We start from the raw sequence: 14,609 nt of genomic DNA on the forward strand, positions 1-14,609 counted from the left end.
ACACTTAAAGACGAAGCAAAAACCCTATCTTCGGAATAACGCCCCACTTGATAGTATTGAATACAGAAATACGCTATGAACGGTTTATAAAGCTAATTTCAGCATCAATCACAGCCTTATCTTTACAACAGAAAGAGACGGCTCTATCGACAAGTCGTCAGGAGTACGGTAATATGATTATATATTTCATGTTTATGAATTTCTTTCTGAGAAAGGTGTTATCTGAATGGGACAACAACCACCAAAGGTCAAATCAGCGGATCGGGTATTGGATATTTTCGAGTTGTTTACCGGGGATAAGGAATCCTACAATCTGACCGAAATTTCCAAAGGCTTAAACATGCCGCCAAGCAGTACTTATGTCATTTTGCAAAACATGCTACACCGAGGATATTTGGAAACGGATCGTTCAGGCAAGCAATTCCGTATCGGCTATAAGCTCTTCACGATTCGCTCCGGTTACATGCGTAGTTCCAGCTTAACTGGAGAGTTTAATTCCATCGCCGAGAAAATTATTGATGATTTGAATGAGACGACCAGCCTTGCTATTAAAGTTGGAAGCGACCTGCTCTATATTGGGGAAAAGGTGAGCACGCACGCCCTTCGCTTTAATCCCAACGTCGGAACGACTCTGCCCTTGCACTCCACGGCTTCCGGCAAAATCTTATTGGCTGATCTATCCATGGAGGAGCTTCGAGTGCTCTATCCAAACGACGAACTGGAGAAAGTAACTGATAAGACCATCTCCACATTCTCAGACCTAATCAAAGAGCTGAACAAAGTGCGCTCACAGGGATTCGGCTATAACATGGGCGAAACCGTCGATGGCGTGCACTGCGTAGGTGGAGCTATCGTGGATGCGGATGGTCGCACTGTTGCCTCAGTCAGCATCTCCATTCCAGTCGTCCGTATTACCGGAGAAGTATGGGGAAGAGTACATGATTGGATCAAGAGATCTTGCGAAGAGTTGAGCACCAAAGTATATGGGCAACAAAACTAGGATATCGGATTTTCATATTCCATCCTGAATGGCCAACCAGAATCGATTTGATCTGGTTGGCTTTTTTTAACCGATCAGAAAGTATAACATTCAGATTATGCTTCCCGATAAGCTCGCGGAGTCACTCCAATCTCGCGCGTGAATACCCGACTGAAATATAGCGGATCATGAAATCCAACCTCAAGCGCGACGACTGATACCGTCTTGTTACTTCCCCTTAACAATTGCATCGCCTTGTCGAGCCTCACCCTCGTTATATATTGTACGGGAGAGCACCCCACATACTTCTTGAACAACACGGAGAAATAGCTTCCTGATAGCGACACTTTGCGAGCAAGTAGCTCCCGTTCTAGAGACTCCTGGTAGTGATTATGAATATAATTCACGCAATCCCTAATCGACCGTTCAGCTGAATCGTCCTTCTGTCGTTCATACAACTGTTCACTAATTCGGAGGATAAGGTTGAAAAACAACAGCTTAACTTGACCGGAGAACCCTTCCTTTCTCTCAGACCAGATGCGATAAAGAAGCTGCATATCCGAGCGAAGCCCCCTATGATCCATGAGAGGTACGACTAAGTCAAAGGGCAAACACTTCTCTGGAGGTTCCTCACATTGCGTTAACTCGCCCTGCCAATTAATCATCTTGAAATCATATTCGATCATAAAATAACGCAGGGGATGCGGAGGCGCATTACGGATCAATAGTTTACGTCTAACGGGAATTTGCGCGATGATCCCTTCCGCAAGGATGTATGGCTTTCCATCAAGCTCCATGACGCCCTGACCCTCGTAAACGTAGAACAAGCAAAGCTTGCTAGTCGACTTCTTGTAGATCTGGGTTCCATGCGTCTCCCAATGCTCCAACTTACCGTGAAGGACATCGAGAATCTGTGGATAGAAACGGTCAAAAAAGGCATACATCGATTATCCCCCTAACCCATTTCACGAATATAAAATCATTTTTTAACTATTTATCCATGACAATCCACTTTTATTCCATATACCAGAACCTCGTTTTTCTGCAAAATTGAAGAAACGGCTATTCATTCTATATAGGCCTTTTATTTAGAACCTTAGGGAGGTTACAGGAATGATCAACAAGTCTCGCCTTTTCGCTTCTCTACTCATGTGTGTGGTACTGCTAACGGTGATCCTTTCCGCATGCGGCAACAACAATGAAGCAGCTCCTTCTTCCAGTGCGCCGGCATCTGAAAGCGCTTCTCCATCCCCCACACCGTCACCGACACCATCGCCGTCAGCCTCCGAAACCCCATCGCCCGAGCCTGAACCCGAGCCTAGCAAGATTGAAGTGAGTGTTTTTGGTTCCATTCCGGAGGAAGCTTTCGAGCCGCAGATTAATAGCTGGGTTAAAGCGAAATATCCGAATATCAATCTCACCTACAACTGCTCCTGCATACTGAATATTCCGGACCTGAAAGCGCAAAAAGGCATTACGCCTGATATTCACTACGGAGCAAGTGAAGCAGATTTGCGAGTATTATTAGCTGACAATCTCCAAACGGATATCACGAGCCTGGTCGATTCTGGAATCATTGACTTGAGCCGATTCGATCCTGCCTCCATTGAATCCGCTAAAAATTACTCCGGTGGAAAGCTCTACGGTTTGCCGGAAAGCTCCAATCCAATGGCATTGTTCTACAACAAAGATATATTCGATAAGTTCAATGTGCCTTACCCGACAGATGGTATGACCTGGGATCAGCTTTATGAGCTAGCTAAGAAAGTGACTGGGACTAAGGATAAGGTCAAGTATCGCGGCATTAGCATGTTCTATCGATTTGCTCTCTTAGGTAATGAGCTTTCCCTTCCGATTATCGATGCACAAAGCGGTAAAGCGACCGTAAATAACGAAGGCTGGAAGCGAATCTTCGATAATCTATCTCGTTTCTACAAGATTAAGGGCAATCTTGAAGGCTACGAGCCAGACTCTGGACTTGAGCTAAGCAAGTTCTACGAACAGAAAAATATCGCCATGGTTCTCTCCCTCTCTACTAGCTACAAACGACCTGGATTCGATCAACTGAATTGGGATATGGTTGCAGCTCCTACTTTCAGCGATAACAATGGAGTTGGCTATCAATCCCTTCCTACCATGATTTATATAACGGATACCGCAGCCAATAAAGAAGCCGCGCTCCAAGCAGTATCCACGCTATTATCCGATGAAGCGCAGCTAGCAGCAGCCAAAGAAGGCAGACCGACACACCTTCTTAATGAAGAAGTCCGTAAAGCATACGGTGCGGATGTCGCCTTGTTAAAGGGTAAAAATGCAACAGCCATCTATTATAATAAATTTGCTCCTTCACCTGCGATTCATCCCACTCTCACTTTGAACTACGCTTCGATTCTAACCGTTGAATTCGAGAAGGTTATCCGTGGTGAGCTTGATTCAGCGAAAGCCCTCCAATCTGCGGAGACGGAGCTGAACAAAGCGGTCGAAATGGAATTAGCCAACAAGAAGTAATCTGGTAAGGAAGGTTATAAACACTCGCTAGTAAACTAGAGTGGAATAAGATGACAATTAGGGGCTGTCTCAGAGGATCATTCCTGAGACAGCCTCTTCGTTCATGTTCCTAAGGATGAACCGGGTATGCCGCTATTCCACCAGTCCCGTGCGCTCTATCCCTTCCGTGAACCATCGTTGTGCAATCAGATAAATAACAAGAGGTGGAAAGATAATGAGGAATGCACCGGCCATCTTGGGACCTTCCGAGATGGGATCCTTACCTACTCCCGCGCTGAAGTCAATTGCTTTGTTACCTAGCAGTTCCATCTGCATGGAGCTTAGTCGTAATGAGAGTGGAGTGAAATCCTTGCTCAAAAATAAAGCAGCCTCGTAGCTCATGTTCCAATACCAGACGAAGGAGAACAAGAACACGACTAGACAAGCTCCAGTGGCCAACGGCATCATGATCCGGAAGAACAAGCGGAACACCGAAGCTCCATCAATTTTCGCCGCCTCCTCCAGCGCCTTCGGCTGAGTGTGGAAAAATTGCCGAAAGATAATGATGAACAGCGCCCCTCGTAAGCCTTGGCCAAATATGGCAGGAATCAGGAAGACAAATGGAGTGTTAATCCATCCAAGCTCGCTGTAGATCATATAGAGCGGAACAATCGTCAACTGCGGTGGGATCAGAAAAGCGATGAGAATAAGGAAGAAAAATAGGTTTTTCCCTGGAAATTTCAACCGTGCCAGAGCATATCCGGTCAGGGCGCAAGTAAATACCTGAAAGATGGATCCGAGTAAGGCTATCGTCATCGTATCCGCGAAGCCATCTAGATAATTAAGCCCCTTCCAAGCATCCTTATAATTGTCTAAATTCAACTCCCTCGGGATTAGACCGACAACGGGATCAATCATATCGGCTACACTTTTCAAGCTAGTGGAGATCATGTACAGTATGGGCTTCACATAGAGAAAGCCAATCACCGTCAACAATGCGATAATAATTAGTTTGGCGATTACCCCATCCTTCACATTTTGCCCGATGATCAGTCTCTTAAGCTTCTGTGTCTTACGATCCGCAAGTGTAGCCCTCACATCATCCCTGACCTGTTTATACACTCCTTCCAGCTTCATCGAACGTCTCCCCTTCCTTTAGTCGCGCGATAGGTCAGCCATAAAGTAATTCCGAGCAACACCATTATGATTGCGAAGTACAACCAAGCCATAGCACTTGCGTAGCCATATCCTGTTGTAGGTGAGAACATATTGTTTCTGACAATCTCCATAACTGGATTTAAGGGGAAAGTAAACAAGTCGACGATCGTATATACCGCATTTAGTCCAATGAACGGCAGCATTCCCGGGAAGGTAATCTTCCAGAAGCTTTCCCAGGGTGAGGCGCCATCCACCTTGACTGCTTCATATACCGTTTTGGGGATCGTTTGGAACCCCGCAATAAAGATTAAGATTTGAACACCGGAATACCAGAGGATGATTACAGCTTTACCGAGGATCCCTAACAGCATGTTGGCAGTGCTTTCATTGAAATATTCACGAAGGATGACATCTAATTTGTAGTCTTGAACGAATGGCAGCTGGCCTGCTCCCTGTCCGAACAGCTCCATGATGACTTGACCCGTAGCGAAAATAACGGGTAAGAAGAAGAGAGCGCGCATCCACGCTCGTCCCGGAAACCGTTCATTTAATAGCAAGGATACGAAGAAGGAGAAAATCAGGATAAGAGGGATAATCAACAGTACTTCCTGCATATACGTGAGTAAGATGATTGGATAAGCGTTGTTCTCTATGAGCATCCGCCGAAAATTGTTCAGTCCAACCCACGTATATTTGAATCCCTCGCTCGTTATGAACACTTGATTGAAGCTATTCCACAACGACCATCCCACTGGAAAAGCAACGAATGCGATAAATCCAATGAGCCACGGCAGCATGAACAGATAGCCGACTCCGTATTCTTTCCAACGAAATAGAAAGAGCTGTTTGCGTCGTGAGGTTTTTCCATTCATCCTGCTTTCCCTCCCTCGACGCTGAATTGCTTCGTTTTGTAGTTCACGGTAACCTTCGTTCCATCCTCATACGAGGTAACATAGATTCCATCTTCAAGCTTTTCATGATTTGAGATTTTCAAATGGTATACTGCTGCTAATTGGTCAAATTTCTTGTAATCTTCAACGATGCGGTCTTTCCAAATGTCGTATTGACTGCTATAGACGTCTTGGAAATCCGTTCTCTTCAGCACTCTACTCTCGGCGTAAGTTAACTTAAAGGAAGGAATAGCGCCATATTCGATCGCCTTCAGCATCTCATCCTCGTAAATATCGCGCATATTTCCGGGAACTGTCGAATAACCGACCGTACCGTGAACAGCGATCGGATAGACGGGGACAGTCTCGTCGATCATAATATCTTGACTGGACGAGTACGGCAGCCCTTCGATATAATCGACATGCTTCAACGCGTATTGTTCCCCTCGCGTGACTCCTGCTAAGGATAATTGCTCGCGAACATAATCTAGCAATGCTTGATAATAAAATACGGTATCGCTTCGCGTAAGCGGGTTTGACGAGCGATAATCACTGAAGGTCAAGCTCCCTGGTCCGTCGACATAATGAATACCGTCAACCCCGATATCCTTCAAAGCCTCAATCACTTGCTTCTGCTCGCGAACGGCTTTCACAGGATTTACAATAAAGCTGTCGCCCTGCCCCGAGAAGACGGTGGAATCGATACTGCGTATGCCATCCGTTTTCTTATAGAAGGAGCTATAATCCGCTACCTTCCATCCCATATAGTCATCAAATAGCACCTTGATCCCCATGTCATGCATGTTGCGCACGAATTGCTTAGCTCCTTGATTACCACCTAATTTGGAGACAACCGGAAAGCGCTCATCCGTATACGTATGGCCGCTGTTCTGCCAGCCTTGATAGATTACATTCATGCTAGCCACCCCAGCATCGCGTAAGCCATTCACGATAAGCTCGGCCTCGTTAAACGTGGTTGCTGGCTCATAGCTGTCACTCCCGTATTGTGGTTTTTTTCCTCCTCCGACAATCGAGAGCATTAACGGGATATGATTTGCCTGCTGCAGTTGTTGACCAAGCTGTCCATTCTCTTCCAAGTAGTCACGGTACGCATGGGCCATCCCCACGTAATCTGCTTCCTCACCGGATAACAACCGGAATTCCACGCGACGGTCCTCCATGCTCCGTTCCTGACGAATCGTATTCACCGTCTCCTTAGTTAATCCACTTACTTTGCGCCCATACTCATCCCGATAATTGAAGCTGACGCTAACCGAATGATATTTCGATTTATTGATTGGCGTTGCCGCTTTAATCTTGGCTGTATAGGGCCCCTCCTTCACAATTGCGGCGAACGCCTGATTACCGCGCTTCAAGCCATAAAGGGGAAAAGCGATTTGTTCACGGAGCACCATAGACTCCTCATTATAATTAAGCTTGGCTGGATCATCTCCATAGATCGGAAACTCGTAGCTGCTGCCGATTGTTGGCCTGATGCGATCATAGTAGATTAAACCGCCAGGTCCATCTGGCACGAACAGATAGCCCGTATCACTCCCAGCTGATACCGCGCCAAAATAAGGTAACAAATGAATCGAATAGATTAAGCTGGTACCTGCTTCCTGGATGCCATCACTCGGTATAATCGCCTCCATCCCATGACTAGTCAGTCTGTACTGGATGACGAATGAGAGCTTCTGTTTCTCAAATGAATACTTTACCTGAATGCCCGTGGTGTCGAGGACCGTATAGTCAATCTTCAATCCCTTGGACTGCGTATTTAACGAAGAGCGCCTTGTTTGGCCCGCAGCGACAATCTCCATAATAAACGGTGATTTCAAGTTTTCCAGCAAAGCGCCCTTAACGGTTTCACTTGCCAGTTGTTCTCGTGACGGATTGCTCCGCCATCTATAGTTACTGTCCTTATCGACAATGGAAATCTGACTCGTCTTAGGCTCAAGCAGCAGAGTATATTTCTTATTGTCCGCCACTTCAGCAAAACCTTCATCATCCTTTACTCCTTCTTTCCAAGCAGCTCCTTCCTTAACAGCGGTGAGTTGTACAATTGGAGCACTAATCCCCATCTTCTGAAGTGAAGGTAGCTTATCCCGTCTGCCGTATAGGATCACCGCTAGGATAAGAATGATAACGATCGAGAGAATCAGCATTAGTCGAGCCGTACGACTTACCGGCCACATTGTTCTATGCACGATAGGTCACCTCCCGATACGTCTGTTCGATGAAATCATAGAAGTTATAAGCCAGACCTGAAATAATCATCACGAACACCCAGATGACACCGATTGTAAAGATTGTAATGGCTGCATTCTTAACCGCTTCCGTGAAATCAAAATTATGAATGACCTGCGTCATGACGAAGAACAGAACGATGATCCAGATCCACATCCCACGAGTGATCAGATCGATAATGATCCATTCCTCCAGCACAACAAAGTTGGTCAATATCGTTGTCGGGATGGTGATGACGATGTAGGGAACGAGTGCAAATGTACTGGCCTGAAGAACTTCCCTAAACTTGCCCTCTCCACCCTTCACAGCGCTTACTAAGTAATTCGCAATGACCCAGGTCACCCAAGGAACCACCTTAAAGGCTAGAGATCGAGGAATATTATAATTTCCGAGCTCGAACGGATAAGAGATAAATCCCGACGCGAAAACGGACCAGATATGAATGCCTATGGCCAACAGCAACAAGAAGCAGATGACACCGTACGAAATATTGCGATCCTTCAACCGATAGAATCCCTGATATGGATGCACCATTACATACAGCGCGTCCCTCAATTCGCTCGAATATCGCTTTAGCCTAGCTGGCCAAATACGTTTACGAATGAACGCTGCCGCTCGACGTGCCAAGAACGATAATCCCCATATTGCGATCACTAGCACGACGACCGCGTACAAGAAATTCTGTTTTAACCATTCATATCGGATATACCAGAAAGCATTAGAATAACCTACGGAATCATTAGACTGTTTAAAGTAATCAAGTGCCGTACGATAATCCCGATCATGCAGCGCTATTTTGCCCAAACCGTTATAGGCAATGTTGAGCATACCGTTCTGACGAATGACTTCTTCCCAATACGAGCGACTTTGTTCATAATCTCCATCGAAGTACAAATGGGCTGCCATCATATACGTATCCCCGAAGCTTGTTCGCTTAAAGATATGAATTAAATTAGAGGCATTATCAACGACCCAAAGCTCATTGTTGCTGTTAATGTCGATACTGATGCCATAATCAGTGATGCCTAACTGACGAGCACTCTTCTCCGTCGATCCGAAATAGAACATGACCTCTCCAGTCGGATCGTAAACAGAAATACTGACGACATTATCCCGATTAAGTCCATACATGAAGCCATTCTGATCAATCGCCGTGTCCACGAGATGCGGCTCCCAGAATGCCTTGTTATGAAATGCGTCGAACCCACCGGCATTTAATTTCTTGATCTGCCCATCGCTAGAAAGTCCGGAGCTAGTCGTCAATAGGAAACCATCCGCTGCGAGTGACACGTTCTGTATCGGGTTCGGTTGCTTAGAAATTTCCTGAGCCATTTGCCGTTCGTTCAACAGGGATCGCTTCAATCGATCAAGCCAGGAGAGCTTCGCCTTGTTCGCACCGAAGAAACCCGTAAATTCACCGTCCGGGCTCATCCTTAGCAAGCCCAGGAATGTATCCTTTACCACGATATACATCACGCCGCGTCGATCTACGACCAGCTTGGTCGGGAGAAAGTGATAGTCGGCCGTGAGTACCTTCGATTCGGGTTTTTTAAACTCTCGATCAAAACGGCCATTTGCTGAATAACGAATGATCGATTGACCCCCAGTATTCGCCGCGTAGATCATTCCATCCGCCGATACGAATACGCCCTCCGGTTGATTTAGCTTGCCTGGCCCTGCTTCCATACCTACGCTGCGCAAGTATTCGCCGCCTTCATCCAACTCCACAATTCGATTGTTGCTCGTATCCGCAATGTACACATGATTATCCCCTGCAATGTATACATCACTTGGCGAGGCTAGCCCACCTTCCACTCGATTGCCATCGATTACTCGATCCGGCACATAGATCGGTTGTGTGGCGATCATTCCGGAATTCAGATCCCTGTACCAGGTATGGTATGGAAGCTGGGCCGATACGAACTCCGGGAAGAGCAAACCGAGCAAACAACAGGTTGCGAACGCTTTAATAAGCAGCCCATGCCTTGTGCGATCGAACATCTGCACCCCCCTCTCTTTCCCCGCGTTCATTTCACACCCGAATGCAGCATCGTCTGGATCATTTTCCGTTGGAACAGCAAGAAAATAATTAAGTTTGGTAGAAACATGAGGAGACCAATGGAAGAAGCAATGCTGATCTGTGCGACTCCTGGGATATTTAACGTCATCGCTTCCACGTAGTAGGCTAGTGTTTTCATTGTTTCTTTGGTCATATACAACGTCGACCCTTCAACGTCCATATACACGGTTTGAAAAGTAATAATGGCTGCTGTAGCGACCGCTGGTGAAGTTAACGGAATGATAATTCGGATGAAAATATACATGTCCGTTGCGCCGTCCAGCTTTGCTGCTTCAATCAGTGGGGTGGGGATTTGGTCGATAAATTGTTTCATAAGGAATACGGCGACTGGCGAGGCTAGAAATGGAAGTATGTGTGCCAAATACGAATTTTTGAGTCCTAGTCCGCTGACGATCAAATAACGAGGAATAGCTACTGTCTCTGGCGTAAACATAAGTGCGATTAAGATCGCCCCCATGATAAATGCCTTGAAGTGAAAACGGTGCTTGGATAAAACATAACCTGCCATCGTACTGACGATAAGAACGGAAAAAGTCGTGATCAATGCAATGAATACGCTATTAAACAAATAACGGGTAAACGGGACTACGCCAGCGGAAGTATGCAGAAACAGTTGCTCGAAATTATACATTGTTGGATGCTGCACGAAAATTCTCGGCGGAAATAGGAACAACTCATTCAAGGGCTTAAAGGCATTGTTAAATAGAAAAATAATTGGCAAAAGCATGAAGATTCCGATACCGGTTAGGAATACAACGAGAGATATTCGCGAGAAGGTAATTTGCTTACGGAAGGAGAGTAGCATTTATTCATCCTCCTTCGTACCGAACACCTTGTAGCATAGCTTCATTATCGTATAGCTTAGCAAGAGCAGCACGACCGATAGCGCCGAGGCATAACCCCATTCGTATCTTAGAAACGCGTAATCGTAAATATGGTTGTTGATGACATGTCCGGCATATTGCGGTGTAATCGTCATCCCGGTAAGCCCACTAGAAATAGAACCCGCCTTGATCGCACCAACGATCGCCATCACCGCGCTGAACAGCATCTGCGGTTTCATACTCGGAATCGTAATATAATACACTTCCTGCAGGTTGTTTTTGATCCCGTCGATTCTTCCCGCTTCGTACAGCTCGGTATTTACGGTTTGCAGTCCGCCGAGCATTGCCAGAAATCCGACACCCATACTGGTCCACATCGTGACAATGATCATAATTGTCATTAAATATTTCGGGTCTTGTAACCACAATTGTGGTGACTCAATGATGCCTAAGCTAAGCAATATTTGATTCAAATAGCCAATGCTGTCCCCGCTGAAGGTTGCGGTCCACACCATCGTCAGCGCCACTCCCGCTACCATTGATGGTGCATACAGAGCGAGTGAGAAATAATCACGAATGCTCTTCGGCAGTTGATGAATCAACCAGGCGAATATAAAGGAAAAGATGTATCCGCCTGGCCCAACAACAATGGCAAACTTCAGCGTATTCGGAATTGTATATTTCATGAACACGACATCCTGCGTGAACATGTAGATAAAGTTGCTAACTCCAATGAAGCGCGGAAAATCAAAGCCGTTGAAAGAGGTCAGACTGAGCAGAATGGCAATGATAACCGGAACGATGATAAAACAGATGAAGCATAGCAAGAAGGGCGCCAGAAACAAATACGACAAGCGATCCGACCAGCATTCGCGTGCAAACTGCCGAAGTCGAACTCCATAGCTTACGATTGGCGCGGACGGCTGACTGACAACAACCTCAGTAGGACTCACAGTTTTCACGGCGTACTCCTCTCATAAGGTTTGTTGTACGGTGTGATGTGGAGATCGTCCTCAGAAGTAATTCCGAACTCCTCCTGCTTACGCATCATCTCCCGCGCTAGAGACATCTCCGAACGCTCCAATGCTTCCCTGGGCGGCACTTTACCGATAACTGCATTATTCCAAGCAAATTCGATCTCTCTGGCCAAATAGTAATAACCGGGCACGTACGGCATATTTTTAACCCATCTATCTTGTTCATTTAGAGACGCCAGATCCTCCTCTGGCCAAGGTATTGTCTGCATAGCTGCCAGATTAGCAGTATTCCAGCGATAGGCGATGCCCGCGAATGACTCGATGTCGTTGCTGTATCGGCTTTGAACGTCCGCGGAAGTCCACCATTGTATGAATTGCCAAGCCTCATCCTTCCGTTCACTCTTGTTTAGCATCATGATGGACGAAGGCTCCTGTAGTCGGGTCATCGATTCATTATGCGACCATCGGGCAACCGTTCCATCGGGCTGCGCTATGCCGGGTATTGGGAGCATCCTCCACTTCCCATCAATCTCGGGCGCACCAACTGTTAATTGAATGTACATATCGAAGTCGGCAATACCAATCGGAATATCGCCATTGCGAAAATGATGGATGAAAACGGGAATATCTTTAGGCAGATTATATTTGCTATACCAATCCGTCCACGTTTTGAAGGCCGCTATTCCCTCTTCAGAGGTGAGATTCGGTAGTAGCCCGTTCGGTTGATAGAACTCTGCGCCACTCTGATAGAACGGAATGTGGAAATACTTCTTTGGTAAATTAAACGTTAGTCCGTTTTCTTGCAAGGTTGGCAATAGGCTGGTTACATCCTCCCACGTGTCCGGTGGTTGGAGTTTCAGTTCCTCGAAAATATCCGTTCGGTAGAACATCATATAGTAGTTTTGGGTTTCAGGCATACCGTAGTTCTTATCCTTGTATTGATAAGATCGCATCAACCCTGGGTTAAATTGGCTGAACACCTTATCGAACCCAGGATAGGTGCTTAAATCTTCCGCCGCACCTCGGATGGCAAAATCGACTGGTGTTTCAAGGGGGACACCTAGTGCTACATCGGGCTGATCTCCGGCCACGTTACCCAACAGCAGCACGTTAGTATTCGGTATCAAATTGATGTTTACCTTAATTCCCGTTTTAGGAGTGAAATCTTGTTCGACCATAAGCTCCAGCAAATCTACATAATCTTTGCCCCGCTGCACCCATACGGTCAGTGCATTCTCATCAGCCGACTCATTTGTATCATAGTTTTGAAAAAATGATCTGAAGAAATTTGTCGTGGAATAGCTAACCTTATTCCAGGTGCTCGGTACCTTCAAGCCGGTATCGGACTCAGGGGTACGAACGACCAGGTAATCCAGCTCGATCGGCTGTGCTTCTATCGTCTGAATCCAAGTATTGAGGCTCGTTCTAATCGTCGCGAACTCCGTCACACGATTAGGTATGTCATTCAAGCGGTTAAGCAGGCGTTGAATTCGATCCGCATTGACGCGAAGTGCCCTGACAGAGTCAGTTTCAGCCTGATTCAGTCCATCCAAATAGCCACAGATCATAAGTAGATCATCGATGATCGATTGTAGCTTCACATCAAGCTCTGGGTCATATTTGCGAAGATCCCAAGTACGAGCTTTATCAACATTCTGATCACCGTCATATCCGTAGTTTCCTGTAATCGAGCGAATGTCCCTTTCGATCATCGTCAGTCGTTCATTAATATTTTGCAGTAACTGACTGACCGGACGGATTCTGGAGGTGTCGACAGCCATCTCAAGTACATGCTTGCCCTCTGTAAGGTAGAACAAATAGGGGCTCCCCTCCCCGTTAGTGAGGGAGTTAATTTCAAACGATTTGTTAGGAGCGAAACGAAAACTTTGCATCTCCTGAAAAGGAACTTTTCCATCGAGTAGCACGGTACGGTAGGCGCTCGATTTGCCGTTAAAGCCCTGATAATATTTGACGTCAATCGCGTAATAACCCGACTTCGGAACTGAAACCTCCCACCCCACCGACTCTCCCGACTTCGTCCAATCCGCGCCTCCGATTGCATTGTATACAATTTTCCCCTTCGGGTCGGGAGAAATGTAAGGCTCGGATTCACTCTGCAGTTGAATGGTAACGGAGGATTTGTGCGCATAACGTTCCGCTTCAATGACTTCATACCAGGGCTGATCCGTATGGCTGCCAGACAATTGTTCATTTACGTATTCTTTGTAGGTAGGAACCCGCTCAGGCGATGTCAAAGTAATCGAATGTATAGACATGGGCTCACGCTTGCCTACAAGACGGATCGTATGCTTTCCAGCCGTTAACACCCAACGAAGCGGCTCGGAGCTAAGCGAATAATTTGAAACACTCTCGGAACGCCAATCCAGCAACTCTTCTTGGACCGGCCGAATCTCGTTGCCTATTCCATTGCGTTCATACGGATATACGCTATCCTTCCACTGCCGATTAAGGCTAACCCGCTCCGCTTCATCGAACGGATACACGCCGTCGATCTGAATTCCACGAACGATAGATGTGAAACCTCCCTTAAGAGGTGCGTAATCCATTTGCAATTCATAGATACCCGCCTGCGGTACTTCGATCTGCCACTCGATCCAGCCTTTGGCGTTATTCCAATCTATTACGTCCGTTTCTCGTGCTTGATCCGATCGACGTTTAACCTGCGCATCGGTAGCAGCTTCAGTAAAATCGACAGCCATTACTGTAATGGCATCACCTGTTGCGAGCTTGTAAGCGCCGTAGCCTTCGCTCCGAATCCAATGTGTATAAGACTGGGAGGCGTTATCCGATGAGCGAATAGCGGACAAGATCCCATCTGCCGTTAACACGGGATAATCTTGTTCTTTGCTAGGTCTCGCTCCGATTAAGAATGCTAATAGGATGGTGAACAAGACAATTCCGCATATCGCGATTATGGAACGGTTTCTCTTCCTCTTCACCATA

General features: G+C 46.4%; 10 protein-coding genes. 2 read left to right on the plus strand and 8 right to left on the minus strand.

All coding sequences use genetic code 11. The features are described from left to right. The first annotated feature begins 226 nt into the window (after window positions 1–226). Window positions 227–1,000 (plus strand): IclR family transcriptional regulator, encoded by a 774-nt coding sequence (locus M1K58_RS06225; RefSeq protein WP_256757790.1) that lies wholly within the window; start codon window positions 227–229, stop codon window positions 998–1,000. A 95-nt stretch (window positions 1,001–1,095) separates the two neighbouring features. On the opposite strand, the gene M1K58_RS06230 is transcribed toward M1K58_RS06225, so the two are convergent. Then, window positions 1,096–1,923, minus strand: coding sequence for an AraC family transcriptional regulator (locus M1K58_RS06230; protein WP_256757791.1), 828 nt, complete (start codon window positions 1,921–1,923; stop codon window positions 1,096–1,098). A 169-nt stretch (window positions 1,924–2,092) separates the two neighbouring features. Between M1K58_RS06230 and M1K58_RS06235 the strand changes: the two genes are divergently transcribed. Continuing rightward, window positions 2,093–3,487 carry an ABC transporter substrate-binding protein gene (locus M1K58_RS06235; protein WP_256757792.1) on the plus strand — a complete coding sequence of 465 codons (1,395 nt, stop codon included), beginning with the start codon at window positions 2,093–2,095 and terminating at the stop codon, window positions 3,485–3,487. 132 nt (window positions 3,488–3,619) lie between these two features. On the opposite strand, the gene M1K58_RS06240 is transcribed toward M1K58_RS06235, so the two are convergent. From M1K58_RS06240 to M1K58_RS06270, 7 genes are read right to left on the minus strand one after another with little or no spacing between them, the layout of a single operon-like run. Further along, complete coding sequence (locus tag M1K58_RS06240; RefSeq protein WP_256757793.1) at window positions 3,620–4,603, minus strand: carbohydrate ABC transporter permease; 984 nt, start codon at window positions 4,601–4,603, stop codon at window positions 3,620–3,622. Further along, window positions 4,600–5,496 (minus strand): carbohydrate ABC transporter permease, encoded by an 897-nt coding sequence (locus M1K58_RS06245; RefSeq protein WP_256757794.1) that lies wholly within the window; start codon window positions 5,494–5,496, stop codon window positions 4,600–4,602. The genes M1K58_RS06240 and M1K58_RS06245 overlap by 4 nt, the downstream gene beginning before the upstream one ends. Continuing rightward, window positions 5,493–7,724, minus strand: a complete 2,232-nt coding sequence (locus tag M1K58_RS06250; protein WP_256757795.1) for a DUF5696 domain-containing protein — start codon at window positions 7,722–7,724, stop codon at window positions 5,493–5,495. Before M1K58_RS06250 ends, M1K58_RS06245 begins: the two co-directional genes overlap by 4 nt. Further along, the gene (locus M1K58_RS06255; RefSeq protein WP_256757796.1) at window positions 7,717–9,765 is read right to left on the minus strand and encodes a YIP1 family protein; all 2,049 of its coding nucleotides are present in this window, start codon (window positions 9,763–9,765) and stop codon (window positions 7,717–7,719) included. Before M1K58_RS06255 ends, M1K58_RS06250 begins: the two co-directional genes overlap by 8 nt. Before the next feature lie 26 nt (window positions 9,766–9,791). Beyond that, the gene (locus M1K58_RS06260; RefSeq protein WP_256757797.1) at window positions 9,792–10,649 is read right to left on the minus strand and encodes a carbohydrate ABC transporter permease; all 858 of its coding nucleotides are present in this window, start codon (window positions 10,647–10,649) and stop codon (window positions 9,792–9,794) included. Further along, entirely contained in the window at window positions 10,650–11,630 is a 981-nt protein-coding gene (locus M1K58_RS06265) for a carbohydrate ABC transporter permease (RefSeq protein ID WP_372339109.1), read from the minus strand. Continuing rightward, window positions 11,627–14,608: an extracellular solute-binding protein gene (locus M1K58_RS06270; RefSeq protein WP_256757798.1), complete on the minus strand. Its 2,982-nt coding sequence runs from the start codon at window positions 14,606–14,608 to the stop codon at window positions 11,627–11,629. Before M1K58_RS06270 ends, M1K58_RS06265 begins: the two co-directional genes overlap by 4 nt. Between the last annotated feature and the right edge of the window lies 1 nt (window position 14,609).

Origin of the sequence: Cohnella sp. WQ 127256, assembly GCF_024519285.1 — a bacterium.
Taxonomy (GTDB): Bacteria; Bacillota; Bacilli; order Paenibacillales; family Paenibacillaceae; genus Cohnella.

Excerpts from the sequence above, each read along its gene's own strand:
- M1K58_RS06225 (WP_256757790.1), top strand. The coding sequence starts at position 227 with ATGGGACAACAACCACCAAAGGTCAAATCAGCGGATCGGGTATTGGAT.
- M1K58_RS06230 (WP_256757791.1), bottom strand. The coding sequence starts at position 1,923 with ATGTATGCCTTTTTTGACCGTTTCTATCCACAGATTCTCGATGTCCTT.
- M1K58_RS06235 (WP_256757792.1), top strand. The coding sequence starts at position 2,093 with ATGATCAACAAGTCTCGCCTTTTCGCTTCTCTACTCATGTGTGTGGTA.
- M1K58_RS06240 (WP_256757793.1), bottom strand. The coding sequence starts at position 4,603 with ATGAAGCTGGAAGGAGTGTATAAACAGGTCAGGGATGATGTGAGGGCT.
- M1K58_RS06245 (WP_256757794.1), bottom strand. The coding sequence starts at position 5,496 with ATGAATGGAAAAACCTCACGACGCAAACAGCTCTTTCTATTTCGTTGG.
- M1K58_RS06255 (WP_256757796.1), bottom strand. The coding sequence starts at position 9,765 with ATGTTCGATCGCACAAGGCATGGGCTGCTTATTAAAGCGTTCGCAACC.
- M1K58_RS06260 (WP_256757797.1), bottom strand. The coding sequence starts at position 10,649 with ATGCTACTCTCCTTCCGTAAGCAAATTACCTTCTCGCGAATATCTCTC.
- M1K58_RS06270 (WP_256757798.1), bottom strand. The coding sequence starts at position 14,608 with ATGGTGAAGAGGAAGAGAAACCGTTCCATAATCGCGATATGCGGAATT.